At 73.8% G+C, this 24,584-nt stretch carries 21 protein-coding genes and 1 pseudogene; 8 read left to right on the forward strand and 14 right to left on the reverse strand.

Going from position 1 to position 24,584, the window contains the following annotated elements; translation table 11 throughout:
- Together AB0B83_RS17225 and tnpA are read right to left on the reverse strand one after the other, a co-directional pair.
- Positions 1 to 180, reverse strand: a 180-nt coding sequence (locus tag AB0B83_RS17225) for a transposase (RefSeq protein WP_357579021.1), incomplete at its 3' end; no start/stop codon positions are given.
- Positions 181 to 570: 390 nt separating this feature from the next.
- On the reverse strand, positions 571 to 1,005 hold the full coding sequence (gene tnpA, locus AB0B83_RS17230; RefSeq protein ID WP_357579022.1) for an IS200/IS605 family transposase: 435 nt from the start codon (positions 1,003 to 1,005) through the stop codon (positions 571 to 573).
- A 25-nt stretch (positions 1,006 to 1,030) separates the two neighbouring features.
- Between tnpA and AB0B83_RS17235 the strand changes: the two genes are divergently transcribed.
- Entirely contained in the window at positions 1,031 to 2,266 is a 1,236-nt protein-coding gene (locus AB0B83_RS17235) for a transposase (RefSeq protein ID WP_357579023.1), read from the forward strand.
- Positions 2,267 to 2,800: 534 nt separating this feature from the next.
- On the opposite strand, the gene AB0B83_RS17240 is transcribed toward AB0B83_RS17235, so the two are convergent.
- Positions 2,801 to 3,979 (reverse strand): acyl-CoA dehydrogenase family protein, encoded by a 1,179-nt coding sequence (locus tag AB0B83_RS17240; protein WP_357579024.1) that lies wholly within the window; start codon positions 3,977 to 3,979, stop codon positions 2,801 to 2,803.
- A gap of 140 nt (positions 3,980 to 4,119) precedes the next feature.
- Between AB0B83_RS17240 and AB0B83_RS17245 the strand changes: the two genes are divergently transcribed.
- Positions 4,120 to 4,626 (forward strand): DinB family protein, encoded by a 507-nt coding sequence (locus AB0B83_RS17245; protein WP_357579025.1) that lies wholly within the window; start codon positions 4,120 to 4,122, stop codon positions 4,624 to 4,626.
- A 46-nt stretch (positions 4,627 to 4,672) separates the two neighbouring features.
- On the opposite strand, the gene AB0B83_RS17250 is transcribed toward AB0B83_RS17245, so the two are convergent.
- The 5 genes and pseudogenes from AB0B83_RS17250 to AB0B83_RS17270 all read right to left on the reverse strand — a co-directional run bounded on the left by AB0B83_RS17250 (position 4,673) and on the right by AB0B83_RS17270 (position 8,270).
- Positions 4,673 to 5,455: an alpha/beta hydrolase family protein gene (locus AB0B83_RS17250; RefSeq protein WP_357579026.1), complete on the reverse strand. Its 783-nt coding sequence runs from the start codon at positions 5,453 to 5,455 to the stop codon at positions 4,673 to 4,675.
- A gap of 22 nt (positions 5,456 to 5,477) precedes the next feature.
- Positions 5,478 to 6,668 (reverse strand): annotated as a pseudogene (locus AB0B83_RS17255) (spore photoproduct lyase family protein).
- Positions 6,669 to 6,711: 43 nt separating this feature from the next.
- Entirely contained in the window at positions 6,712 to 7,128 is a 417-nt protein-coding gene (locus AB0B83_RS17260; RefSeq protein WP_357579027.1) for a DUF4180 domain-containing protein, read from the reverse strand.
- Positions 7,121 to 7,576 (reverse strand): helix-turn-helix domain-containing protein, encoded by a 456-nt coding sequence (locus tag AB0B83_RS17265; protein WP_357579028.1) that lies wholly within the window; start codon positions 7,574 to 7,576, stop codon positions 7,121 to 7,123. Before AB0B83_RS17265 ends, AB0B83_RS17260 begins: the two co-directional genes overlap by 8 nt.
- Positions 7,577 to 7,670: 94 nt before the next feature.
- On the reverse strand, positions 7,671 to 8,270 hold the full coding sequence (locus AB0B83_RS17270) for a DUF6058 family natural product biosynthesis protein (protein ID WP_357579029.1): 600 nt from the start codon (positions 8,268 to 8,270) through the stop codon (positions 7,671 to 7,673).
- A gap of 451 nt (positions 8,271 to 8,721) precedes the next feature.
- Here AB0B83_RS17270 and AB0B83_RS17275 point away from each other — a divergent pair, with 451 nt between their 5' ends.
- From AB0B83_RS17275 to AB0B83_RS17290, 4 genes are all read left to right on the forward strand, one after another.
- Positions 8,722 to 9,921: an RtcB family protein gene (locus tag AB0B83_RS17275; protein ID WP_311411120.1), complete on the forward strand. Its 1,200-nt coding sequence runs from the start codon at positions 8,722 to 8,724 to the stop codon at positions 9,919 to 9,921.
- Between the two features lie 120 nt (positions 9,922 to 10,041).
- Positions 10,042 to 11,139 (forward strand): SRPBCC family protein, encoded by a 1,098-nt coding sequence (locus tag AB0B83_RS17280; protein ID WP_357579030.1) that lies wholly within the window; start codon positions 10,042 to 10,044, stop codon positions 11,137 to 11,139.
- Positions 11,140 to 11,361: 222 nt separating this feature from the next.
- Positions 11,362 to 13,011: a ribosomal protection-like ABC-F family protein gene (gene abc-f, locus AB0B83_RS17285; RefSeq protein WP_357579031.1), complete on the forward strand. Its 1,650-nt coding sequence runs from the start codon at positions 11,362 to 11,364 to the stop codon at positions 13,009 to 13,011.
- Positions 13,012 to 13,159: 148 nt separating this feature from the next.
- Positions 13,160 to 13,639, forward strand: coding sequence for a hypothetical protein (locus AB0B83_RS17290; protein WP_357579032.1), 480 nt, complete (start codon positions 13,160 to 13,162; stop codon positions 13,637 to 13,639).
- 10 nt (positions 13,640 to 13,649) lie between these two features.
- Here AB0B83_RS17290 and AB0B83_RS17295 read toward each other — a convergent pair whose 3' ends face one another.
- From AB0B83_RS17295 to AB0B83_RS17310, 4 genes are all read right to left on the reverse strand, one after another.
- Positions 13,650 to 14,537, reverse strand: coding sequence for a Gmad2 immunoglobulin-like domain-containing protein (locus AB0B83_RS17295; RefSeq protein WP_357579033.1), 888 nt, complete (start codon positions 14,535 to 14,537; stop codon positions 13,650 to 13,652).
- The gene (locus AB0B83_RS17300; protein WP_357579034.1) at positions 14,534 to 15,937 is read right to left on the reverse strand and encodes an ATP-binding protein; all 1,404 of its coding nucleotides are present in this window, start codon (positions 15,935 to 15,937) and stop codon (positions 14,534 to 14,536) included. The genes AB0B83_RS17295 and AB0B83_RS17300 overlap by 4 nt, the downstream gene beginning before the upstream one ends.
- 13 nt (positions 15,938 to 15,950) lie before the next feature.
- Positions 15,951 to 16,631, reverse strand: a complete 681-nt coding sequence (locus tag AB0B83_RS17305) for a response regulator transcription factor (RefSeq protein ID WP_357579035.1) — start codon at positions 16,629 to 16,631, stop codon at positions 15,951 to 15,953.
- Positions 16,632 to 16,726: 95 nt separating this feature from the next.
- On the reverse strand, positions 16,727 to 17,305 hold the full coding sequence (locus AB0B83_RS17310) for a hypothetical protein (RefSeq protein WP_357579036.1): 579 nt from the start codon (positions 17,303 to 17,305) through the stop codon (positions 16,727 to 16,729).
- A gap of 271 nt (positions 17,306 to 17,576) precedes the next feature.
- On the opposite strand from AB0B83_RS17310, the gene AB0B83_RS17315 reads away from it, so the two are divergent.
- Entirely contained in the window at positions 17,577 to 18,782 is a 1,206-nt protein-coding gene (locus AB0B83_RS17315) for a snapalysin family zinc-dependent metalloprotease (RefSeq protein ID WP_357579037.1), read from the forward strand.
- 140 nt (positions 18,783 to 18,922) lie between these two features.
- A complete protein-coding gene (locus tag AB0B83_RS17320) occupies positions 18,923 to 19,603 on the forward strand; it encodes a hypothetical protein (RefSeq protein ID WP_357579038.1) in 681 nt (226 codons plus the stop codon).
- A gap of 151 nt (positions 19,604 to 19,754) precedes the next feature.
- On the opposite strand, the gene AB0B83_RS17325 is transcribed toward AB0B83_RS17320, so the two are convergent.
- Positions 19,755 to 20,405, reverse strand: a complete 651-nt coding sequence (locus AB0B83_RS17325; protein ID WP_357579039.1) for a C39 family peptidase — start codon at positions 20,403 to 20,405, stop codon at positions 19,755 to 19,757.
- A 909-nt stretch (positions 20,406 to 21,314) separates the two neighbouring features.
- Entirely contained in the window at positions 21,315 to 24,140 is a 2,826-nt protein-coding gene (locus tag AB0B83_RS17330) for an ATP-binding protein (protein WP_357579040.1), read from the reverse strand.
- Between the last annotated feature and the right edge of the window lie 444 nt (positions 24,141 to 24,584).

Consider the following 24,584-nt stretch of genomic DNA (forward strand, 5'->3'; position numbering starts at 1 on the left):
ACTGCCGGCCGTCCCCGGCTTGGCATCGGCGTCGATGTCGGCCTGGCGAAGCCACTTGAACAAGGTCATCGGGTGCACCCCGAAGTCTTTGGCGATCTGCTCGACCGTCACTCCCGCCTCGCGGTCACGAGCGACACGCACGACGTCATCGCGGAACTCTCGGGGGTAGGGCTTGGGCACAGCGACATCCTTCCAGCCCGCCCACAGGGCAAGCCATCTCAGATGTCACCTATCGGTGCAGCAGACCCGACGTTCTTCGAAGCTTCTCAAAATATGGGTCCCTGCCGTTCGGCAGGACCTCCATCCCCCATCAGGAGACAGACTTGATCAGGCATTCGCTTTCGGTGGTCGCAGCCGCCGTCCTCGGCCTTTCCGCCGTGGCCGCACCCGCACAGGCCGCCCCGGCGTCGGCCCACGCGGTGGCGCTGTCGGGCTTCGGCGTCCAGGTCGCCCCCACACCACCGGCTGCACGACGTGGGTGCAGTGGGTGCAGGAGGGCAACAGCTACCGGGATGCGGGCCAGTGCTCCGGCCTTCAGGCCGGGGGTGAAGGCCCGCGCTGGGAGGGCCGCTAGGCCCGAGCAGTGTCTGATCCGGGACGGTTCTGTTGCTCGATGTACTGCTTCACGACGCTCAGTGGCGCCCCGCCGACGGAGCCCGCGAAGTACGAGCCTGACCAAAGTTTGTTGGCCCGGTAGTAGTGCCGCACAAGGTCGGGGAACTCCTGCCGAAGTCGGCGTGAGGACACTCCCTTCAGGGAGTTGACCAGCCGGGCCACCGCGACCTTGGGCGGGAAGTTGACCAGGAGATGCACGTGGTTGTTCTCGCCGTTGAACTCGACCAGCTCGGCTTCGAAGCTCTGGCATACGTCCCGCATGATGGTCTCCATGCGGGTCAGGTGCCGGTCGGTGAACACCTCGTGCCGGAGCTTCGTCACGAAGACCAAGTGGACGTGCATCGCGAAAACGCAGTGTCTGCCAGTGCGGATGCCTGCAAGTTCTGCCATAAACCAAGATGGTACAGTGCTTGTCGTGCAGTTCCGTTACCAGTTCCGCGTGTATCCCACGCCCGGTCAGCAGATCGAGCTGGCGCGGGCGTTCGGGTGCGCGCGGGTGGTGTTCAACGACGGGCTGCGGCTGCGCCAGCAGGCCCGGGAGGCGGGTGGGAAGTACCTCTCGGACGGGGAGCTGTCCCGGCGTCTGATCACCGAGGCCAAGCGGACTCCCGAGCGGGCGTGGCTGGGCGAGGTGTCGGCGGTGGTGTTGCAGCAGGCCTTGGCGGACCTGAACACCGCGTACCGGAACTTCTTCGCCTCGGTCACCGGCAAGCGCAAGGGCCGGAAGCTGGCCGCGCCCCGGTTCCGGTCACGGAAGGACAACCGGCAGGCCATCCGCTTCACCAAGAACAGTCGGTTCAAGGTTCTCGACAACGGCCGGCTGCGGCTGCCGAAGATCGGCGACCTCACGGTCCGCTGGTCGCGGACGTTGCCGTCGGAACCGTCCAGCGTGACGGTCATCCGGGACGCGGCGGGCAGGTACTTCGCGTCGTTCGTGGTGCAGACCGCCGAGGACGAGATGCTGCCGCCGGTCGACGCCGAAGTGGGCATAGACCTGGGCCTGACGCACTTCGCGGTCCTCTCGGATGGCACGAAGGTGACCACCCCGAAGTTTTTGCGCCGGGCGGCCCGCAAGCTACGCCGGTTGCAGCAGGATCTCTCCCGCAAGCAGCGGGGCAGCGCGAATCGGAAGAAAGCCGTCGTGAAGGTTGCCCGCGCGCATGCGCGGGTGACCGACACCCGGCGGGACTGGCAGCACAAGCTCTCGACACGGATCATCCGCGACAACCAAGCGGTGTACGTGGAGGACCTTGCTGTTGCTGGCCTCGGCCGCACGAGGCTGGCCAAGTCGGTGCACGACGCCGGGTGGGCCCGCTTCATCGCCATGCTGGAGTACAAGGCCGCCCGGTACGGCAGGGCGTTCGGCCGGGTGGACCGCTGGTTCCCGTCCACCCGCATGTGCTCCGACTGCGGCCGGATCGGCGAGAAGATGGCGCTGAACGTCCGGGAGTGGGACTGCCCATGCGGGGCTGTCCACGACCGGGACGTCAACGCCGCGAAGAACATCCTGGCCGGCGGACAGGCGGACAGGCTAAACGACCGTGGAGCGCAGGTAAGACCGGCATTCGTGCCGGCAACGCGCAGAGAAGCGGTAACCCACCCGGACGTTGCGCTTTCCACGCGCAGCGTGGAGGGAATCTCCGTCCTCTAGGGCGGAGAGGATGTCAAAGCGGTAACGTCGCCGAGGGCGTCTACCCCGTCGAGGACCCACTGCCCACGGCCGGCGTCACCGGCTGCGTCTCCTGGGCGGAGTGGGTCCACCAGGGGAGCAGCCACTACTACGGCCGCGGCACCGCCCAGTGCGACACCGGCACCTACCGGGTCCAGATCCAGTGCCGCAACGCGCAGACGGGCCAGCGATACGTGGTCTACGGCCCGGTGGTCACCGCCCCCAGCATCTCCACCACCACCTGCTACCAGGGCAACGTCGCGGACGCCGTGGCGGGCGTGCCGGCGTGACGGCTGCCGTGGCTGCGCCGCACCACGCCGCCTACTTCTGTTCACGGATCGTGACTGGCCGCGCCGGGTCTCGGCGGCCGGCGGCAGTCCCTGATCCGGCCTCGGCGTGCCGCTGATCGACGGACGGCGAGGTCTCCGGTAGCTGGCTCCTGGAAGGGCCCGTTACCGGAGACCTCGTGGCCCCCTGGCCGCCGACGAGGCGACAGGACGTGCCCGCGCGGCCCGCTCACTTGAAGGCGGCGTGACCCGTCAGCACCTGCCCGATGATCAGCTGATGCACCTCGGACGTGCCCTCGTAGGTGAGCACCGATTCGAGGTTGGCCGAGTGCCGGATGACCGGGTAGTCGAGGGTGATCCCGGCCGCGCCCAGGATGGCGCGGCACTCGCGGGCGATGGCGATGGCCTCCCGCACGCTGTTGAGCTTGCCCAGGCTGATCTGCCGGTGGTCGAGGGTGCCGGCGTCCTTCAGCGCGCCGATCTGCAACGCCAGCAGCATCCCCTTGCCCAGCTCCAGCCCCATGTCGGCGAGCTTGAGCTGGGTCGCCTGGTACGCGGCGAGCGGCTTGTCGAAGATCTGCCGGCTGCGGGCGTACGCGATCGTCGTCTCCAGGCAGTCGTGGGCCGCGCCCAGCGCCCCGAAGACGATGCCGAAGCGGGCCTCGTTGAGACACGTCAGCGGCCCGGACAGGCCAGCGGCCTCCGGCAGCATCGCGTCGGCGGGCAGCCGCACGCCGTCGAGGACGAGTTCCGAGGTCACCGAGGCGCGCAGGGAGAGCTTGCGGGTGATCTCCGGGGCGGTGAAACCGGGGGTGCCGGCGGGGACGAGGAAGCCGCGTACGCCCTCGTCGGTGCGGGCCCACACCACGGCGACATCCGCGACGGAGCCGTTGGTGATCCACATCTTGGTGCCGTCGAGCACCCAGTCGTCCCCGTCGCGGCGGGCCCGGGTCCGCATGCCGGCCGGGTCGGAGCCGAAGTCCGGTTCGGTCAGGCCGAAGCAGCCGATGGCCTCGCCGGCCGCCATCCGGGGCAGCCACTGCTGCTTCTGCTCCTCGGAGCCGAAGCGCCAGATGGCGTACATGGCGAGCGATCCCTGCACCGAGACCAGGGAGCGCAGCCCCGAGTCGCCCGCCTCCAACTCGAAGCAGGCCAGCCCGTACGCGACGGCGGAGGTGCCGGCGCAGCCGTAGCCCCGCAGGTGCATGCCGAGCACGCCGAGTTCACCGAGTTCGCGGGCGAGTTCCCGTACGGGCAGGCGGCCCTGCTCGTACCAGGTGGCGATCTCCGGGCGGATCCGTCGGTCGACGAAGCCGCGCACGGCGGCCCGGAGGTCCCGGGTGTCGTCGTCGATCAGGGCGTCGACGCCGAAGTACGCGAGCGCGGTCGCGGGGGTGGACAGGGTCACGGTCGGTTTCCTCCCGGGGCGTGCGGCTGCGTGCCCACGCTACGCGCGCCGGCGACGTCGGGCATGATCGGACGTTCCGGCTCGGAGACGACCGACCGTCGGACGGCGGGTGTGCCGTCACGCGAGGAGGGGAGTGGGTAGTGGCCACCGAACGGATCGGGCCGCCCGTCACCGGGGACGAGCGCGAGATGCTGCGCGCCTTCCTCGACTACCACCGGGCGACCCTCGCGATGAAGTGCGACGGGCTGTCCGACGAGGACCTGCGCCGGCAGTCGATGCCCCCGTCCACGCTGTCGCTGCTCGGCCTGGTCCGGCACATGGCGGAGGTGGAGCGGGCCTGGTTCCGCCGGACCATCGACGGCGAGGACGTGCCGCTGGTCTGGTCGGACTCCGGCGACTTCCAGGTGGCGTACGACGCGAGCGGCGCCACCCGCGCCGAGGCGTTCGACGCCTGGCAGCGGGAGGTCGCGCACTCGCGTCGCATCGAGCGCGAGGCCGGGTCGCTCGACGTGACCGGCCGCCACGCCAGATCCGGCGAGGACGTGTCCCTGCGCCTGGTGATGCTGCACCTGATCCACGAGTACGCCCGGCACAACGGCCACGCCGACCTCCTGCGCGAGGGCGTCGACGGCACCGTCGGGGCCTGAGCGCCGGGCCGCCCCGAGCACCGGCGCCGCTCAGCCGGCCGCCGGGTCAGGCGCCGGTGCGCAGCGGCAACCAGGCCAGCACGTCCTGGATCTTCGCGTCCCAGTACGCCCAGTCGTGCGCGCCGGGGGAGAAGTCCACGGTGAGCGGGACGCCGCGCTCGCGGGCCGCCGTGACGAAGGTCAGGTTGTCCTCGTACAGGAAGTCCTCGGTGCCGCAGGCGACGCGCAGCGCGGGCAGGTCGTCGCCCGTGGTCCTGCCGAGCAGGGCGAGGAGATCGTCGTCGCTGCCTCCGACGGTGCGCTCGCCGAAGGCGGTGTGCCAGACGGCGGGGTCGAGGGGCGCGGTGGTGGCGTGGCGGCGGGCGGCCACGTCGAGCGCGCCGGAGAGGCTCGCCGCCGCCGCGAACCGGCCCGGGTCGCGCAGCGCCCACTTCAGCGCCCCGTAGCCGCCCATCGAGAGCCCGGCGACGAAGGTGTCCTCCCGCCGTGCCGAGAGCCGGAAGAACCCGTGGCACAGCCGGGGCAGCTCGTCGGTGAGGAAGGTCCAGTACCGGTTGCCGTGCTCCTCGTCGCTGTAGAAGCTGCGCCCGACCTGGGGCATCACCACGGCCAGGCCGAGCGGCGCCACGTACCGCTCGATCGAGGTGCGGCGCAGCCAGATCGTGTCGTCGTCGGACAGCCCGTGCAGCAGGTAGAGCACGGGCGGGTCGCCCTGCGGGGCGGCACCGGACATGCCGACCTGCGAGGAGGTGCGCTGCGGCAGGATCACGGTCATGGAGGTGCCGAGACCGAGCACCTCGGAGTGGAAGTCGACGCGCATCAGGGCCACGGTCGTCGACCGTAGCCGATCCTCACGTCCAGTAGAGGACCCGGCAGGCCGGCAGGCGGGCGGCCAGCTCGCGGTCGAACCAGGTGCGCAGCTCGGCCATCGTGTCGCGCGGGTAGACGTACTTCACCGCGCCGAACCTGCCGTACCTGCGGCTGCGGGCGGACTCGTCCATCTCCAGCCTCGTACGCGGGTACCAGCCGAGCAGCACCTCCTTGCTGCCCGGGGTGAACCGGTGGGTGATCAGCTCGGCGGTCAGGTCGAGCCCCGGCACCCCGGCGACCGCGCCCGCGACCGCGTCGAGCAGCTCGCCGTAGTGCTCCCGCCAACCGGGCAGCGGCATGATCGGCGCGACGGTCAACCCCACCGGGTAAGCGTCGAGGGCGAGCCGGCGCAGCGCCGCCAGCCGGTGCGGCACCGACGCCGTGCCGCCCTCCATCCGCTCGCTGACCGGGCGGCAGTTCACGCTGAACCGGACCCGGGTACGCCCGGCGTGCGGCAGCCCCACGAACGTGCCCACGTCGGCGTACTTGGTGGTCCAGCGCAGTTGCACCGGGGCGTCCCAGCCGGCGAAGTGCTCCACCGCCCGGCGCCAGCTGCCGGTGAGGTGCTCCAGGGCCAGCGGGTCGGTGTAGCAGGACGCCTCGAAGGTGGTGCCCTCGGCGGCCCGCCCGGCGCTGCGGCTGGTCACCGTGCCCCGTCCGGCGTAGTCGGCCAGGCCGGCGAGGATGTCGTCCAGGTCGGCGTACACCCGCGTCACCGGCGGCCCCGACAGCGAGCCGGCGAGGTAGCAGTACTGGCAGTGCGCCGGGCAGCCCTCCGCCAGGTCGAAGCGCCAGTCCGCGCTGGGCGCGATGGGTTACAGCTTCCGGCGCGACGGCGGGCTGACCACGAGCGCCATGGTCGCCTTCGCCCGCGCGTACGTCTCCCGCTCGGTGGCCCCGCGGATGCCGGTGAGCCGGTTGGCGCGCAGCCGCTCGACCTCGATGCCCAGGGCCTCGACGCGCTGGACCACGCGCCGGCCGTGCGGGTGGTCCAGCGCGGCCGGCGTGGCGACCACCCGGCGCGGCAGCCACCGCCGCGCCGGGCGCGCCGGCGGTGCCAGCCCGGCCAGGTCGCGGGTCGGCGCGCGCTCGCCGCTGGCGTCGTGCGGCGCGGGCGGTACGTCGACGGCCAGCGGCTCGTTGACGTCCACCGGCTCGGCCTCCGGCCTCATCCGCGCCGGTTACCCGTCCCGCGCGCCGGCAACCCCGGGGCGGTCAGCCGCGCGTCGGCGCCCCGCCCGACCTGGTGGCGGCCCCACCGGATCCCGACGGCGGCGCCAGGCGGGCGTCGAGGGCGTCGAGGTCGGGGACGAACCACACGTGGCTGGAGCGGTTCGACTCGTGCACGAGGGCGCGCAGGGCCGAACTGGCCGCGAGGTGCGGCCCGATGTCGCCCACGACGGCCAGGCGCAGCCGGTAGTTGACGAACTTCTGCATGACCTCGCCGGCGAAGCGGGTGCCGAGGGAGAAGAAGGAGGCGTCGAGCCGGCTCACCGGCACGGCCACCACCTGGGCGCCGAGGAAGGCCGAGCCGATCAGGTCCAGCGCGTCCTGCTCGGTGGCCACCGGCGGGCCGTCCGGGTCGCACACCAGCACCGGCACCCCGGCCCGCTCCTGGATGACGTCAGGCACCGCCGGCCTCCCCGGTGAGCAGGCCGTTGTCGCCGTCGAGCACGGCGTCGACCAGGTGCAGCAATTCGGCGGTGGCCGAGGCGCCGCCCAGGATCACGATCTTCATGCGGTTCCGCTCCTCGTCGTGGACGGTCTGGATGCGCAGCGGGTGCGCGGGGTGGTGGGTGGTGTTCGCCGCGGCCAGGACGAGCGTGGCCAGCCGGTCGGCCGCGGCCCGGTCGACGCCGTCGATCTGCAGGATGCTCGACACCTCCACCGCCGTGCCGCCGACGGGACGGGCGGGGGCCTGCCGACCGGTCAGCGCGTCGAGGTCGGCGCGGGCGATCCGGTACTGCTTGCCGATCCGCACCGCCCTGAGCCGACCGGCGCGGATGTAGCCCCGCACGGTGCGCACGTGCAGGCCCAGCCGCTCGGCCACCTGCTCCACCGAGTACATTTCCTCACTCATCGTTCCCTAATCTAGTCACAACAGGGAAGGATGGGGAAGTCGATGTGATGCTTACGTCGGTTCCCGCCCGGGCCGATGACAGCCGCGGTCGCCGTCAGGGGCGCTCACGCAGGCGGGCCCGCACCGCGTCGACGTGGGTGTCCCGGGAGGTCGGGCCGCCGAAGCGCAGCCGGTCGTACGCGGTGAACGCCGGCGCCAGCGCGTCCAGTTCGTCGACCAGCGCGGACAGCCGCAGCGCCGTGGCGTCGTCGGTCGGGTCGGCGTCGAGGTCCGCCTGCGCCGCCCGGATGGCCGCCACCAGCTCGTCCTTGCGCCGGATCGTGACCGGGCCGACCGACCGCAGGCAGACGTACCGGCCGCTGAGATAGGCGTCCCACTCCGCGGCGCCGGCGTCCTCCTCGGCCCAGTGACCGGTGAACCACGCCTCCAGCGCGTCCGTCCCGCCGGCCTGCTCGGTGAGCGCGAACAGGTCCACGGGCACCATCTCCGCGCCGTCGGAGCGCAGGTATCCCGGTAGCGGAAGCCGCCGGTCGAGCATCAGCCGGCGTACGTCGTCCGCGTCGCACCCGCGTGCGGCGCACAGCTCGTCGAGCACCGCGAACTGCGCGCTGACGTACGCGTCGTCCGCCTCCGTCATCGGGTGGTCGCCGTTGACCTGCCGGTACCTTTCGGCCACCCGCCGCTTGAGTTGCATCCGAACCCTCATCTGCCGCGTCGTCGGGGCGCAACGGTAGTGGCCGGACGGTTCGGTGCCGGCCGAACGGAACGCGAATATCCGTTGCGGTCACCGTTCCGGCCGGCCTACCGTCATCGGCGCAAGGTCAAATGGACGACCCAGGGGAGTACGCCGTGTCGCAGCGCGCCCGCACCGACGCCGTGTGGCCGACGCCGCGCGGTGGTGCCCCGCTAGCCACGGGCACACGATCCTGTGGGCGGCGACGTCCCGGACAGGGGCGGCAACGGGGGCGGCGGCGCGTCTAGCGCCGGCGCGTACGCGCAGCCGCCCACCCCACCGGGGCCGGGCGGCTTTTTCGTCCCCCCGATCGCCGCCCACCTCCGTCCCGGCCGCGCCCCGGCGACGTCACCCGATCCCTTCCGGTCCCGCCGCGACGGCGGCGACCAGCCCCCGACACGAGGAGACGACGATGAGCTACACCCCGCTCGCGGGCACCCGCGCGCCGGTCCGGGTCTGGACCGACCCGTACGGCATCGAGCCGCAGGCCGCCCAGCAACTGCGCAACATCGGCGCGCTGCCGTGGGTGGAGGGCGTCGCCGTCATGCCCGACGTGCACTTCGGCAAGGGCGCCACGGTCGGCTCGGTCATCGCGATGCGGCAGGCCGTCTCGCCGGCGGCGGTCGGCGTCGACATCGGCTGCGGCATGTCCGCGGTGCGCACCTCGCTGACCGCCGCCGACCTCCCGGACGACCTGGCCGGGCTGCGCTCGGCCATCGAGGCCACCATCCCGGTCGGGTTCAACCAGCGGGAGAAGCCGGTCGACCCGCGCCGGGTCCGGGGCCTGGAGCAGGCCGGCTGGGACGACTTCTGGCGCCGGTTCGCCGGCCTCGACCGGCGGGTGGCGCAGTTGGAGACGCGGGCCCAGCGGCAGATGGGCACGCTCGGCGGCGGCAACCACTTCATCGAGGTCTGCCTGGAGCAGGGCGGCGCAGACGAGGGACGGGTGTGGCTCATGCTGCACTCCGGCTCGCGCAACATCGGCAAGGAGCTGGCGGAGCGGCACATCGCGGTCGCCCGGCGGCTGCCGCACAACACCGACCTGCCCGACCGCGACCTCGCGGTGTTCCTCGCCGGCACGCCGGAGATGGACGCCTACCGCCGGGACCTGTGGTGGGCGCAGGAGTACGCGCGGCGCAACCGGGCGGTCATGCTCGCCCTGCTCTGCGGGGTGGTACGGGAGCAGTTCCCGCACGTCGGCTACGACGAGCCGATCAGCTGCCACCACAACTACGTGGCGGAGGAGAGCTACGACGGCGTCGACGTGCTGGTCACCCGCAAGGGGGCGATCCGGGCCGGTCGGGGGGACCTGGGCATCATCCCGGGATCGATGGGCACCGGCTCGTACGTCGTGCGGGGCAAGGGGAACCCGGACGCGTACTGCTCCGCCTCGCACGGGGCGGGGCGGCGGATGTCGCGGGCGCAGGCGAAGCGCACGTACAGCACCGCCGACCTGGCCGCGCAGACCGCCGGCGTGGAGTGCCGCAAGGACGCCGGCGTGGTCGACGAGATCCCCGGGGCGTACAAGGACATCACCCAGGTGATGGCGCAGCAGGAGGACCTGGTCGAGGTGGTGGCGCACCTCAAGCAGGTGGTCTGCGTGAAGGGATGACCGCCGACCGGCGCCCCGGAGGGGTGGGCGCCGGTCGCCCACCCCCGGCGGCCCGCCCGGCGCACAGTGGGGATCCCCCCGTCCGGGGCGGGCCGCGATCGATACCCGTAGAGTCGCGCCGTGATCGAGATCGACGTGCAGGTGGACCTGTTCCACCCGGCGGACCGGGTGTGGCACGCATTGACGGATCGCGCTCTGCTCGCCCGCTGGTTCACCGAGGTCGAGCCGATGGCCGGGTCGCGCGGCCGGCTGCTGCTGTTCACCGCCGGCCTGCCCGGGTTCGACGCCGCCGTCGACGCGGAGGTGACCGACCGGCGGGAGCCGGAGCTGATCGCGTTGCGGTGCCTCGAGGGCGGCCGGCGGAGCCGGCTGTCCTGTGCCGTCGCCCCCACCGCCGAGGGGTGCCGGCTGTCGGTCCGCGAGGTGCTGGAGCACGGCAGTTGGAGCGACGAGCAGCGCGAGCGCCGCGAGGAGTCCTACCGGCAGGCGTTGACGGGGCGCCTGCCGGCGATCCTCGACTGGCTGGCCTTCCAGCAGGTCGACCTGCGCCGGGGCGAGCCCGGGATGACGACCGAGATGCCGGTGACCGAGGTGGTCGGCGACGAGCCGGCACCGGCCGCCCGGCGCCGTCGCTGGCCGCTGCTGGTCGCGGGGCTGGCCGGCGTCGTGCTGGCCGCCGGGGCGGCGGTGTGGGCGGTCCTGCCCGCCGAGCCGGACCCGGTCGCCGGCCCGGCCGCGACGCCGTCGCCGACCGCCAGGGCCATCCCGAGTCGTACGCCGCGGGCGACCCCCTCCGCCCGCCCCACGCGCAGCGCCACACCGACCCCGTCCCGCCCGAGCCGGACGCCGTCGGCGACCCCCTCGGCGACGCCCTCGCGTACGCCCACCTCGATCGCGCCGTCGGCCCCCGCCATGACCGCCCGCTACCGGACCGTGTCGACGAGGCTGCTCGGCTTCACCGGCGAGGTTGTCGTCGACAACCCCGGCAGCACGGCGGTGGACGGCTGGACGGTGGTCGTCACGCTGGCCGAGGGCGGCTCCCTGACCGACGTCAGCGGGGCGGAGCACCGGCGCGACGGGCAGGTCGTCACCTTCACCGGGCCGCCCGTGCCGCCCGGCCGCTCGCGGACCTTCACGTTCGCCGTGCGCGACGTCGACCAGCTCACCAGGGCGCCCGAGGACTGCTCGCTGGGCGAGGACCCCTGCGCGGGCCTCTGACGCCGTCGCGCGTACCCGGGGCACCGGGCCGCGCTGTTAGGATGGGCGCGAGTGATCGGGACAGGGAGACCAGACGTGGCGGGTGACGACGACATCTCCGGGTGACACCGGAAGTGCCCGGCCAGCGGCAGGCGTTCGACCGCCGCCGTGGCCGTGGTCCGTCGTCTTCGAATCCCGTCCCCAGGGCGCCCGGCGCGCCCACGTCACCCTGAGGGTCTCCGCATGTCCGACGCGTTCGTCATCTGTTCCCGCCTCTCCTTCTCCTGGCCGGACGACACCCCGGTCTTCGAGGGGCTGTCCTGCACGGTCGGTGCCGGCCGCACCGGCCTCGTCGCGCCGAACGGCGCCGGCAAGACCACGCTGCTCAAGCTGATCGCCGGCGAGTACCAGCCGACCGGCGGCTCCGTGACCGTCGACGGGGTGCTCGGCTATCTCCCGCAGAGCCTTCCGCTGGCCGGCGACCTGACCGTGGCCGAGGTCATGGGGATCGCGCCGGTGCTCGGGGCGCTGCACGCCATCGAGGCCGGGGACGCCGACGAGGAGCACTTCACCACGATCGGCAACGACTGGGACATCGAGGAGCGCACCCGCGCCCAACTGGACCGGCTCGGCCTCGACGACGTGTCCCTCGACCGGCCCCTGCACACCCTCAGCGGCGGCCAGGTCGTCTCCCTCGGCCTGGCGGCGCAACTGCTGCGGCGGCCCGACATCCTGCTCCTCGACGAGCCCACCAACAACCTGGACCTCGACGCCCGCCGCAAGCTGTACGCCGTGCTGGAGGACTGGAACGGTTGCCTGCTGCTGGTCAGCCACGACCGGGCGCTGCTGGACCGGATGGACCGCATCCTCGAACTCGACCGGAGCGAGCTCCGCTCCTACGGCGGCAACTTCACCGCGTACGAGGAGGCGGTGCGCGCCGAGCGGGAGGTCGCGGAGAAGAACGTCCGCCACGCCGAGCAGGAGGTCAAGCGGGAGAAGCGGGAGATGCAGCAGGCGCGCGAACGGGCCGAGCGCCGGGCCGGCAACGCCGCCCGCAACCTGAAGAGCGCCGGCCTGCCGAAGATCTTCGCCGGCACCATGAAGCGGGGCGCCCAGGAGTCGGCGGGCCGGTCGAACGAGACGCACGCCGCGCGGGTCGGCGACGCCAAGGCCCGGCTCGACGAGGCGGGCCGTGCCCTGCGCGAGGAGCAGCGGATCACGCTGGAACTGCCCGGCACCAGCCTGCCGGCCGGTCGCACGGTCTTCCACGGCGAGGGGATGCAGGTCCGCTACGGCGAGCGCGCCCTGTTCGCCGGTGACGGGGTGGACCTCACGATCCGGGGACCCGAACGGATCGCGCTCACCGGCCCGAACGGCGCCGGCAAGTCCACCCTGCTGCGCGTGGTCAGCGGCGACGTGCAGCCGGAGGGCGGCCGGACCAGGCGGGCCGACGGCCGGATCGCGTACCTGTCCCAGCGGCTGGACCTGCTGGAGGTCGACCGTACGGTCGCGGAGAGCCTGGCCGCGTACGCGCCCGCGATGCCGGAGGCGCAGCGGATGACCCTGCTCGCCCGATTCCTGTTCCGGGGCTCCCGCGCCCACCTCCCGGTCGGGGCGCTCTCCGGCGGCGAGCGGCTCCGCGCCACCCTGGCCTGCGTGCTGTTCGCCGAACCGGCGCCGCAGCTGCTCCTGCTCGACGAGCCGACCAACAACCTGGACCTGGTCAGCGTCGGCCAGTTGGAGAGCGCGCTCGACGCGTACGAGGGTGCGTTCGTGGTGATCAGCCACGACGAACGGTTCCTCGCGGCGATCGGCGTGGACCGCTGGCTGCGGCTCGCCGACGGCCGGCTGCGGGAGACGGGCGCCCCCGCCGGCCTCGCGCCGGAGTCGTGACCGGGGGCCGTCAAGGTCTCCTTGTGGGCGGGTTCCTTCCTCATTTCCGGCGACCCGCTCGTCGAGGAAGGCGTGCAGCCGGTCACCCCTGGGTCGGGTGGCGTCCGACGTGGCACGATGCGGGGTGGGCCGAGCAGGGGAGGCGGCAGTGTCGATGCCCGTTGCCGAGCTGAGTGAGCTGCGACGTCGCCTGTCGCGGGTGGTCCTCGTCCATGTCGCGCTCTCGGTCGGGTTCGCGCTGCTCGCGGCGGGCGGCGTGTCGTCGCCCGCCCGGCGGGCGGGGGCGTTCGCCGTGCCGTGGCTGGTGATCGGGGCCGCCGGCGCGCTCGGTGCGTTGCTCATCGCCGCCGCCGCGTGGCGGCTGCGCGCGGGCCTCACGGCGGGACGGTCGCCGGGGAGCCGGTGGGCCGTGCGGTGGGAGGCGTCGGCCCGCCTGGGCATGGCGCTCGCGGCGGCGGTGGCGCTTGCCGCCGGTGTCGCCGTGGCGCCCGCCGGGTCGGAACGGGGATTCGTGATCGGGGTGGACGCGGCCCTCGCCGGCGCGCTCGCGCTCTTCGCGCTGGCGGCCGGCGACGTTCGCCGGGCCGCCCGCTCGGCGGAGCGGACCGCCGCGTCGCCGGCCGGATGAACGCCCGGGCTCACCGCCGGAGGGTGGAGGTGAGCGTGACGGGCACCGTGACGACGTGGGTGCGCGTCCCGTCGTCCGCCGAGACCTCGTACACCTCGATCGCGCCGGCCTGCTCCCGGGGCACCCGGTAGGTCACGGCGACCCGGTAATCGCCCCGGCAGCCCGTCCCGCAGGTGGCCGTGGTGAAGGTGGTCGCCACCGCATGGCCGGCGGCGTCGAGCACCCGCACCGTGACGGTCGCCTCGAACACCTCGGCGGTGCCGGTGACGGTCACGGGGCTGGTGACGCGTTCGCCGATGGTCGGACCGGTCACCACGATCGGCGGCAGCAGGTCCGCGTAGTCACTCCGGCCCACCGGGGGATCGGCGGAGAGGCGCACCCGCCGCACGGTGGGGAACTGGGTGAGCGTGTAGACCACCTGCGCCTCGCGCAGCCGCCGCCCCACGGCGTCGCCGCCGGCCGGGGCGGGCGCGACCGTCGCCACGCCGTCGGCGATGCCGGTGACCTCGCCGCCGGCCAGCAGGGTGGTCAGCCCGGTGGCGGCCTCCACCGGCGTCGGGCCGGCGGCCAGCTCGGTCAGCGCCAGGCGGGACGTCGCCACGGTGGCCGGCCGGGTGCGCCGGGTGGGCGTGATCCGCCCGTCCCGGACGTACCACAGCTCGACGGTGACCGTCCGGGGGCGCGCCGGCGCGGCGGTGGTCGGCGCGGGCCCTGCGGATCGGCTCGGCTCGGCCGGCGGTCGCGGCGGCGCCGTGGTGGGCGGCGGCGCCGGTGCGACGGTGGTGGCCGGCGGCGGCGCGGTGGGCGCGGGGCCGAGCGAGCCGGACCGCGGCGCGGCGCACCCGGCCGGCAGGACCGCCGCGGCGAGCAGGGCGGCGACCGCCGTGTGTCGTCTCATCCCGCGTCGTCCGGTGCCGACGGCCGTGGCGCGGCCGGCAGGTCCAGGCGGAAGCGGGTGAGCACCGCCGGTTCGCTGTGCACGCCCAGCCGCCCGCCGAGCAGGTGGGCGTTGTCCCGGGCGATGGCCAGGCCCAGGCCGTTGCCCCGCCCGGAGCGGGCCGGGTCGACCTTGTGGAAGCGGTCGAACAGGCGCGGCAGGTGCTCGACCGGGATGCCCGGGCCCTGGTCGGTGACCTCGAAGACGACCAGCGGCCCGTCGCCGGCCACGGTGGCCCGGATCTCGCCGGCGCCGTGCTCGACCGCGTTGGCGATCAGGTTCGCCAGCACCCGCTCCAGCCGACGCGGGTCGGTGCGCAGTGGGACCGGAGCGCCGGCGACCACCACCCGGTCCGACCAGCCGCGCGCCGCGACGATCGCCCGCAGCAGCGCGACCGGGTCGACGGCGGCGACGGCGAGCCGTTCCCTCCCGGCGTCCAGCCGAGAGATCTCCATCAGATCCTCGACCAGCCGGCGTAGCCGGACCACGTCGGTGACCAGCAGCTCCGCCGCGCGCCGCGCGTCGGCTGGCAACTCGTCGACGTGCTCGCGCAGCAGCGACGCCGCGGCCACCAGGGCGGTCACGGGGGTACGCAGCTCGTGCGCCACGTCGGCGGTGAACCGCCGCTCCCGGAGCTGGGCCGCCGACAACGCCTCGATCTTCGACTTCAGCGCCTCCGCCATCTCGTTGAACGCCGCGGACCAGGCGCTGAACTCGTCGCGTCCCCGTACCGGCAGACGGGTGTGGAGCAGTCCTTCCGTGAGGGCGCGCGCTGCCAGGCTGGCCCGGCCGACCGGCTCCAGCGTGCGACGGGCAAGCGTGTGCCCCACCCCGGCGGCGAGCAGCACCACCAGCAGCCAGCCGGCCAGCAGCGCCGTCCGCAGCTGGTCCAGGTCGGCGGCGAGGCCGTCCTCAAGGGTCACGACGTACAGCTCGGCCGTCGAGCCCGGAACACGGCCGCCGACCACGAGCAGCCGGGGCCGAGCCCCCGGCGACGACCGTTCGTAGCCGAGCTGTCCGGCCGCGACAGTGGCCCGCAGCCCAGCGCCCAGCGGCGGCGCGTACGCCCGGTGGGAGGGCAGCTCCTCGCCGTCGACCAGCACCACGTGCCGGCCGCTGCTCTCGAAGCTGGCCAGCAGCTCGCCGCGACGCTCGTCGGTCAGGGGCAGGAACTGTCCGGCCAGGACGAGCCGGTAGCGGGCGTCGGCTGCGGCCTGATGCAGGGAGGCGTCGTAGCGGGCCTGGCGCAGCAGCAGCCAGGACCCGCCGGCCAGCAGCCCGGCGGAGACACCGGCGACGAGCACGAAGGCGATGGTCAGCCGGCGTCGCAGGCGACCCGGCGGGACGGCGCGGCCGGCCATCGCGTTCGCCCCCTCAGCTCGGCGACAGCTTGTAGCCGGCGCCGCGCACGGTCCGTACGAGCCGGGGGTGGGCGGGGTCGTCCTCGACCTTGGCGCGCAGCCGCTGCACCGCCACGTCGACCAGCCGCGAGTCGCCGAGGAAGCCGTGCTGCCACACCCGGTCCAGCAGCAGCTCGCGGGTGAATACCTGACCGGGGCGGCGGGCGAGTTCCAGCAGCAGGCGGAACTCGGTGGCGGTCAGCGCGAGATCGCGTCCGTCCTTGCGGACGAGGAAGCTGCCCGGGTCTATCTCCAGCCCGCCGACCTCGATGACGGTCGTGACGACGGGGTCGCTCGCCCGGCGCAGCACGGACCGGACCCGGGCCACCAGCTCGGGTAGGTCGAACGGCTTGCGCAGGTAGTCGTCGGCGCCGCACTCGAGACCGACGACGACGTCGACGGTGTCGGTGCGGGCGGTCAGCATCAGGATCGGCACGCCGCTGCTCCGGCGGATCTCCCGGCAGACCTCGAAGCCGTCGAGGCCGGGAAGCATGACGTCGAGGACGATCAGGTCGGGCGGCCGGGCGCGCCAGGCGGCGAGCCCCTCCCGCCCGTCGCGCGCGGTGTCGACCCGGAATCCGGCGCGGCGCAGCCCGAGGGCGGTGACCTCCCGGATGGAGGCATCGTCCTCGACGACCAGCACGCGGCCCTCCACCATTCGAGGGTAGCCCCGGGACGACCCGCGTCGACCTGGCGAAACGGACGGTGTCGGGGGTCCGGCCGGCGCCGGTACCCCCGCCACCGCGTTGGTCACTGCTGCCACTGGTGCGCCACGTCGAGCACGATCCGGCTGTGCGTGCCCGGTCCGGCCAGCACGGTCACCCGGAACGGCAGGCGGGCCCGCACACCGACCGCGACGGTCGTGTAGCCCTCGAAGCTGCCGCCGAAGACCACGTCCCGCAGGGTCGGGTGGCGCAGCAGGTTCGCGACGTGCTCGCCGACCCGGTACGGCACGGTGCCGACGTGTGTGTCGTCGTACGCCGGGGCGCGCAGGGAGACCCGCAGCAGCTCGTCGCCGGCGGTGTACGGGGACAGCGCCAGGCCCTCGCCCTCGGTCCAGGTCTCGCCGTAGCCGACGGTGTAGCCGCTGACCGGACCAGCGAACTCGAACACCACCCGGTCGAAGCAGTCGTGCCGTCCGACGCGTACGTCGACCAGCGGGGCGTCGCTCGGCGTGCCGGCCGACTTCGGCGCGCTGCCCCAGGTGATCCCGCAGTACGGCGCCTCGGTCGCCGCCGCCGTGGTGGTTGCCGCGGTGCCGGTGCCGGCGCCGGCCACCAGCCCGGCGAGCACCACGAGCAAGGCCGTGAGTCCACTTCTGATCCGCATGGTCTTCTCCCGTGATCTCGTTCCTCCATGGTGTCCGGCCTCGTGGCCGGGCCGTGGGATCCACGGTGGAACCGCTCGACGGCAGCAGCTTCGCCGTGCGGTAACGCAGGCGTAACAGACGCGGCGGCACGGGAATCGCGGGCAGGCGGGCCAGGCGGGAGCGCCGGTATGACGATTCCGTTATGCCGCATATCGGCGGTCCTCCCTCTAGCATTCACGTACATCGATGACCGGCGGTGGCACGCCGCCGGACAACCCAGGGAGTGCGTGTATGTTCCGACGACAACTGCTGCACGCGGCGACCGCCGCGCTGGCGGCGGTGCTGGCCGCAACCGGAATGCAGGTTGCCACCAGCGCGAGCGCGTCCGCCGACACGGGCGCGTCCGCCGCCCGGACCGTCTACTACGACGCGAGCCGGGCCGGCGAGTTCCGCACCAACTTCGACCAGGCCGCGGCCATCTGGAACAGCCGGGTCAGCAACGTCCAGCTGGTCGCCCGTACGCCGGGCAACGTCACCATCTACGTCGACAGCGGCTGGCCGCGCGCGCAGGTCACCAGCCTCGGCGCGGGCCGGGTCTGGATGGGCTGGACCGCCGTCAACCAGGGGTACAACCGCACCCGCATCGCCACCCACGAGCTCGGCCACATCCTCGGCCTGCCCGACCGGCGTACCGGGCTCTGCTCCGACCTGATGTCCGGCAGCAGCGCGCCGGTCTCCTGCACCAACGCCTACCCGAGCGCCGCCGAGGCGTCCCGGGTGAACCAGCTCTTCGCCGGCGGTCTCGCCGCGGCGGAGGCGCCGACCGGCACGTTCACGTGGGACGACGGCGACGACATCTCGCCGCAGGTGGTCAACGGGCGCCCGGCGAGTGAGAACTACCCGTGGATGGTGTACGTCTCCGGCTGCACCGGCACCCTGATCAAGGCCAACTGGGCGGTCACCGCCAAGCACTGCGGCACGCCCTCCTCGGTGCGGGTCGGCAGCATCAACCGCACCAGCGGCGGCACCGTCGTCTCCGTGATCCGGGCGGTCAACCACCCGAGCGTCGACGTGAAGCTGCTCCAGCTGGGCAGCTCGGTCAGCTACGCCCCGGCGCCGATCCCGACCACCTCCGGCGCGGTCGGCACCGCCACCCGCATCATCGGCTGGGGCCAGACCTGTGCTCCCCGGGGCTGCGGCAGCGCCCCGACCATCGCGAACGAGCTGGACACCTCGATCGTGGCGGACAGCCGCTGCCTCGGCATCAACGGCCCGTACGAGATCTGCACCAACAACACCAACGGCAACGCGGGCGCCTGCTACGGCGACTCGGGCGGCCCCCAGGTGCGCCGGATCAACGGGGCGTGGGCCCTGATCGGCGCCACCAGCCGGGCCGGCAACAACAACTCCACCTGCGCCACCGGCCCGTCCATCTACGTGGACCTGCCGTCCATCCGGTCCTGGATCAACACCCAGGTCGGCGGCCTGCCGGCCTGACCCACCCCGGTACGGGGGACGCCGCGTGCGGCGTCCCCCGTAGCGTCGTCGCCCCGGTCGTATGGCCGGGGCGTCACGCGGCGACCACCCGGAGTGCGGTACGGTGCCTGGCACATCGACCCCCCCTCTCGAGGTGAACCATGCGTGTCGTGGCCGCGCTCGCCCTGACCCTGGCGCTCGCTCCCGCGCCGACGCCGACGGCCTCCGGCGGGCCGGTCGGTGACCTGCTCGGCGGCGTCGGGCGGGTCGTCGACGACCTGCTCAAGGGAGGCGGCCGGGCCACCCCGGGGACCTCCCCGACGCCCGTGCCGTCCAGCTCGGCGCCGCCCGCCCCGTCCCCGGCCGGCCCGTCGGCCGCGCCGGCTGTCCCGGAACCCCCGGGCCGGTCCGCGCCCGCGTCCAGCCCCGGGGGTGCGTCCGCGCCCGCACCCGCCGGCGACAGGCCCGCCGGGCAACCCGCCGAGCGGGGGGCCGAGGCGCCGGTCCCGCCCGGTCAGGGCGCTGCCTCCGACGCTCCCTCGACGGTCGCGGCCCCGCCGCGCGAGGGCGAGGGGGGAGCGGACCGGTGGCTGGTCTACGGCCTGGTGCTGGGCGTCCTGGCGGTGCCCGTGCTGTTCGTCCTGCACCGGCGGCGCCGGCCCGCCGCCGCGGCGACCGGCCCGGCCGGCCCGGCCAACCCGCCGACCCCGGCCCTCGCCCCCGAGCCGGACGACGAGCCCGTGGCCGACAACGTGACCCACCTGCCGACGGAACTGAACGCGATCTACGAACTCGGCCGGCTCGACGAGCGGCTCAGCCAGGAGCGCAACCGCCGGTCCTGAGCCGGGTACGGGTGGCGACGGCGGACACCACGCTGGGCGGGACCGGGCAGGGGCGGGCGAGCCCTCGGCATGGCGTGACGAAAGGGCCGGCCCCTTGTGGGGCCGGCCCTTGTCGTTGGGCTTTCGCTGGGTGCGTGTTGCCGTTGTTGGGTCAGGCGGTGTAGCCGCGGGTGGCGATCCAGTCGGCGAGGTTGTCGACGCTCATCCGGTAGGAGGCCTGGTTGGGGTTGGCGGAGTCGGCGATGGTGACGGTGTTGCCGTTGTCGCGGTAGCCGACGACGCTGATGTAGTGCCCGCCTTCGAAGGAGTGGGTGGTGCCGTCGGTGTCGGTGGCGGTACCGGCGATGTTGGCGACGATGGCGTGGCCTTCGTCGATGGCGGTGACGATGTCGCCGCGTAGCTTGTCGGTCTGCTTGTCGTCGGCCTTGGCGCCGGGGATCTCGACGGACTGGTAGGCGTCCTTACCGGTTTCCTTGTTCAGCACCGGGGTGATGTCGTTGATGGAGTTGGTGCCGGCCTCGGTGGTGCCCATGCGCTGGGCCATGCCGTCGACGTCGATGTTCTTGCCCTGCACGCTGAGGGCGTTGCGGGCGGCGGCGGGGCCGCAGTAGTAGAAGTTGGGCTGTGCCTCGTAGCGCACGCCGAGTTCGCGCTCGCCGCCCTTGCGGTCCTGGGTGACCGTGGCGGACGCGGGGTTGGTGGGGGCGGCGAGGGCGGTGGTGACGGGGCCGGCGATGGCGCCGCCGGTGAAGGCGAGCCCGGCAGCGGTCAGAGCGGTCTTACGCAGGATGTCGGTACGCATGATGGCAGCACCTTTCGATCGGGGGTACGCGACACACACCACCGGGGGGACGGGTGGCGTCGCGGGCTGAGGGAAAGGTCGAGATTGTTTCGGGGGCCTGCGTCCGGCGGGGCCGGCCGGGCTCGTCCCGGGGATGCAACCGGTCGGGCCGGCCACACATTCCACCGTCTCGCGGGGTCGTCCGGGTGTGGCGGTCGCCCGCTCGGTGGCCCCGGGGATGTAACCACCGTGGGCGGCTGGTCATTCCGGCGGCCTGGCGCCCGGGTCAGGCGGAGGTACTCGGTGGTCCGGGGATGTAACCACCGTGGGCGGCTGGTCATTCCGGCGGCCCGGTGCCCGGGGTGCGGCGGGGGTACTCGGTGGTCCGGGGGTGTAACCACGCCGGCCCGGCCCGCATTCCGCCGACCACCGGCCGGCGGACGGGCCTGGTCACGCGGCCGATGGTGACAACGACCCGGCACCCCGGTCCATGCCCACCCGACCCGTGACGTCCACCACCACCGCCGCCGTCCGGGGCGGCCGGTGGAACACCATGGGTGTCACCGGGGCCGGGAGACACCCATGGTGTTCCACCGGTGGCCGGGTCGCCGGCGTCCCTGCTCTCGGTGCGCCTCCGGCCGGCCACCCTGCCATCACCGTGTCGGCCATATGTGGCGTATGTCCCGTTTGCGCACCCTGCGACGGAGCCCCATCCGGACGCGGGGCGTGAACCGGACGCCCCGCGCGGACGCTTCTTCGGCGGCTGCGGAGACCTTGGCAGAGTCGGGCCCCTGGCGGGGCCCGTTCCTTCCAAGATCGGTTAGTGGCCGGCGGGAGGTGCGACCTCGCGTGCGGAGGTGACCACCTGTCCGCGGAGGCATTCGAGCCCAACCAGGATCGGCGACGCGAGAGGTCCCGCCCGTGGCGGGGTCAGGCGGTGGGCGGCAGGCGGCGTTCGATGGTGACGGTGGTGCCTTCGGCGGTGGAGACCAGTCGCACGTCGCCGTACGCGTTCATCAGCGTGGCACCCCGCCCCCGGTCCATGGCCGGACGACGGTCCCGCCAGGTGCCGAAGTCGCGCACCGAGATCCGAACCGTGCCATCGGCCACCCGCAGTCGCACCCGCACCTCGGGGCGGGTGGGGCGTTGGGCGTGCTCGACGGCGTTGTTGACCGCCTCGGAGGCGGCCAGCAGGAGGTCGGCCATGGTGTCCGGATCGATGTCCAGGTTCTCCAGCGAGGCCCGCACGTCCCGGCGCATCGCGGCGGCGGAGGTGGGTTGTGAGGGGTACGTCCAGCCCGTGTCCAGCGCGGCCGGCTGCTCGGGAGCCGGCCGCCGGCCCCCGTTGTGGGCGTACTCCCCGTTCCCGCCGACCGACGGATCGACGCCTGGCGCGGCAGGCGGGCCGCTCACCGGACCGCCACCCACGTCCACGGGACCGTCACCCGAGGCCGGGGCGGGGCCGTCCGCCCCGCGTGCCGTGTCGCCGGGGCCACCCGAGTCGTCCTGGTGGTCCCGCCGGGTGCGGGCGCCGTGCAGGGCGGCCCGGACCCGGGCGATCAACTCGGCGGCGGCGAAGGGCTTGACGACGTAGTCGTCCGCGCCCAGGTCGAGCCCTTCCACGCTGGCGTCGCCGCCGGCGCGCGCCGAGAGCACCACCACCGGCAGCGTGCGGGTGCCGGCCTGCCCGCGCAGCCGACGGACCAGCTCGAAGCCGTCGATCCCGGGCATCATCACGTCGGTGAGCAGCAGGTCGGGCTGTTCCCGGCGGATCGCCTCCAGGGCCTGCCGGCCGTCACCGACCGTCTCCACCCGCCAGCCCTGCTCGCCCAGCAACCGGGCCAGGTACGCGCGCATGTCGGCGTTGTCGTCGGCGACGAGGATCCGCGCGTGCCGCAGCGCGTCCGCGGCACCGTACGCCGGCACCGGCGGCCCGGCCGGCGCGGAGGTCCCCGCCTGCGCCGGGTCGGCCAGCCAGCCGACCGCCTCCTGGACGGCGGCCCGGGCGGCGTCCCCGGCCCCGGCCAGGTCCGCGGCCGGCCCGGCGCGCCGCCCTGCGGCGGACCAGGGCAGCGCCACGGTGAACGTCGTTCCCGTCCCGATCCGGCTCTCCACCCGCACGTCGCCGCCCTCGAGGCGGGCCAGCTCGCGGACCAGGGCGAGCCCGATGCCGGTGCCCTCGTGGCTGCGCGACCGGGTGCCCTGCACCCGGTGGAAGCGTTCGAAGAGCCGGGGCAGATGCTCCTCGGCGATACCGATGCCCGTGTCGGCGACGGTGAGCCGTACCTCGTCGTCGTCGGCGGTCAGCCCGACCCGGATCCGGCCGACGAAGGTGTACTTCAGCGCGTTCGACAGCAGGTTGGTGACGATGCGTTCCCAGTTGACCGGGTCGACGGAGACCGCGCGGGGCAGCGGCGGGCAGTCGACCTCCAGGCGCAGCCCGGCGCGTTCGACGGCTGCCCGGAAGACGCTCGCCAGTTCGGTGGTGAGCCCGGCCAGGTCGACCTCGCGAGCCTGGCTGTGTGCCTGCCCGGCCTCCAGGCTGGAGAAGGTGAGCAGGCTGTTGACGAGGGTGAGCAGCCGGGTGGCGTTGCGCCAGGCGGTGTCGACCCGTTCCCGCTGCGTCGCCGGCAGGGGATGCTCGTTGTCGTTGAGGGCGTCGGCCAGCGGGCCGAGCATCAGCGTCAGCGGGGTCCGGAACTCGTGGCTGACGTTGGTGAAGAAGCCGGTCTTGACCCGGTCCAGCTCGGCGAGCGCCTCGGCCCGCCGGCGCTCCTCCTCGTACGCCTGCGCGTTGCGTACGGCGACGGCCACCTGCTGGGCCAGCAGCGCGTGGAACGACCGGTACGCCTCGTCCAGCCCTCGGCTCGGGCTGACCCCGAGCAGCAGCACCCCGAGGGGCTGGCCCGCCTCGGCGGACGGCAGTGGCAGGGCGCGGGCGGTGCCGACCGGATCGCCCCACGGCCCGGCGGGCAGGGCGAGCCGCCGCTCGACGCCGGCCACGTCGGTCGTCGTGCCGCCGGCGGCGGCCGCCAGCCCCCACTCGTGCTCCTCGCCCGCCGGCAGCGTGGCGGGCAGGGCCGCGGCCACCGGCTCCCCGCCGACGTGGGCGGCGCGGCGCAGCAGCGCGTCCTCGCGCAGGTAGATCGCGGCGAAGGGGACGTCCAGCGGGTGCCCGCCGATGGCCTCGGCGAGCCGGGCGCAGGTGCTCTCCACGTCGACGGTCCGCCCGTCGCCGCCGACGGACAGGTCACGCAGCAGGCGTAGCCGGCGCTCACCGACGACCTGCTCGGTGACCTCGCTGCACACGGTGAGCACCCCCACCGTGCGTCCCTCGTCGTCGCGGGCGGGAGCGTGCGAGACGCTGAAGTACGCCTCCTCGCGGTAGCCGGCGCGGTCGAGCAGCAGTTGCAGGGCCGGCACCCAGCTGGCGACCCCGGTCGCCATCGCCTCGTCGATCAGGGGGCCCAGCACGTCCCAGCCCTCGGCCAGGGTGACCCGCACGTCGCCGCCGAGCGCGTCGGGGTGTTTGTCGCCGATCAGAGCGGAGTACGCGTCGTTGTACAGCTGGGTGAAGCGGTCCCCCCACAGCAGCAGCATCGGGTAGCGGGACGAGAGGACCATCCGGACGGCGGCGCGCAGGCTCTGCGGCCAGCCGTCGACCGGGCCGAGCGGGGTGGCGGCCCAGTCGAGGCGCGCCATCAGCCGCCCGGTCCCACCGCCGTCGGCGAACAGGTCCCCCGTGGGCCGTGTCACCCTCGGTCGCACCTCATCGCAGCCCTCACTTCCGGGCCCCGACGACCCTTGCTGGTGTTACCCGCACATCCTGGCACCCAGCTTCAGCTGCACGTCCGCCGGCACCCCAGCGCGTGTCTGTACCCAGGCCTGCGCATCTCCACACCTCGACCGACCAGATCGGGCGGGCGGGGTCAGCCCTCGGCCGCCCGGCGGCGCAGCAGCTCGACCGCCTCGTCGACCAGGCCGCCTTCGGTGAGCAGCGTCAGCAGCAGCGGCAGGTGCCGCCAGTCGCCGCCGTCGACCGCCTGCCGCAGCAGGCCGACCGCCTCGTCATGCCGGCCCCGGGCGGCCAGCAGCGCGGCCAGTTCGTCGCGGGCGCGTGGATCGCCCTGCTCGGCGGCGATCCGCCAGTACCGTTCGGCCTCGTCGGTGCGGCCCTCCCCAGCGAGCAGCGCGGCGAGG

The sequence above is a fragment of the Micromonospora sp. NPDC049060 genome (assembly GCF_040649055.1).
GTDB classification, from domain to species: domain Bacteria; phylum Actinomycetota; class Actinomycetes; order Mycobacteriales; family Micromonosporaceae; genus Micromonospora; species Micromonospora reichwaldensis.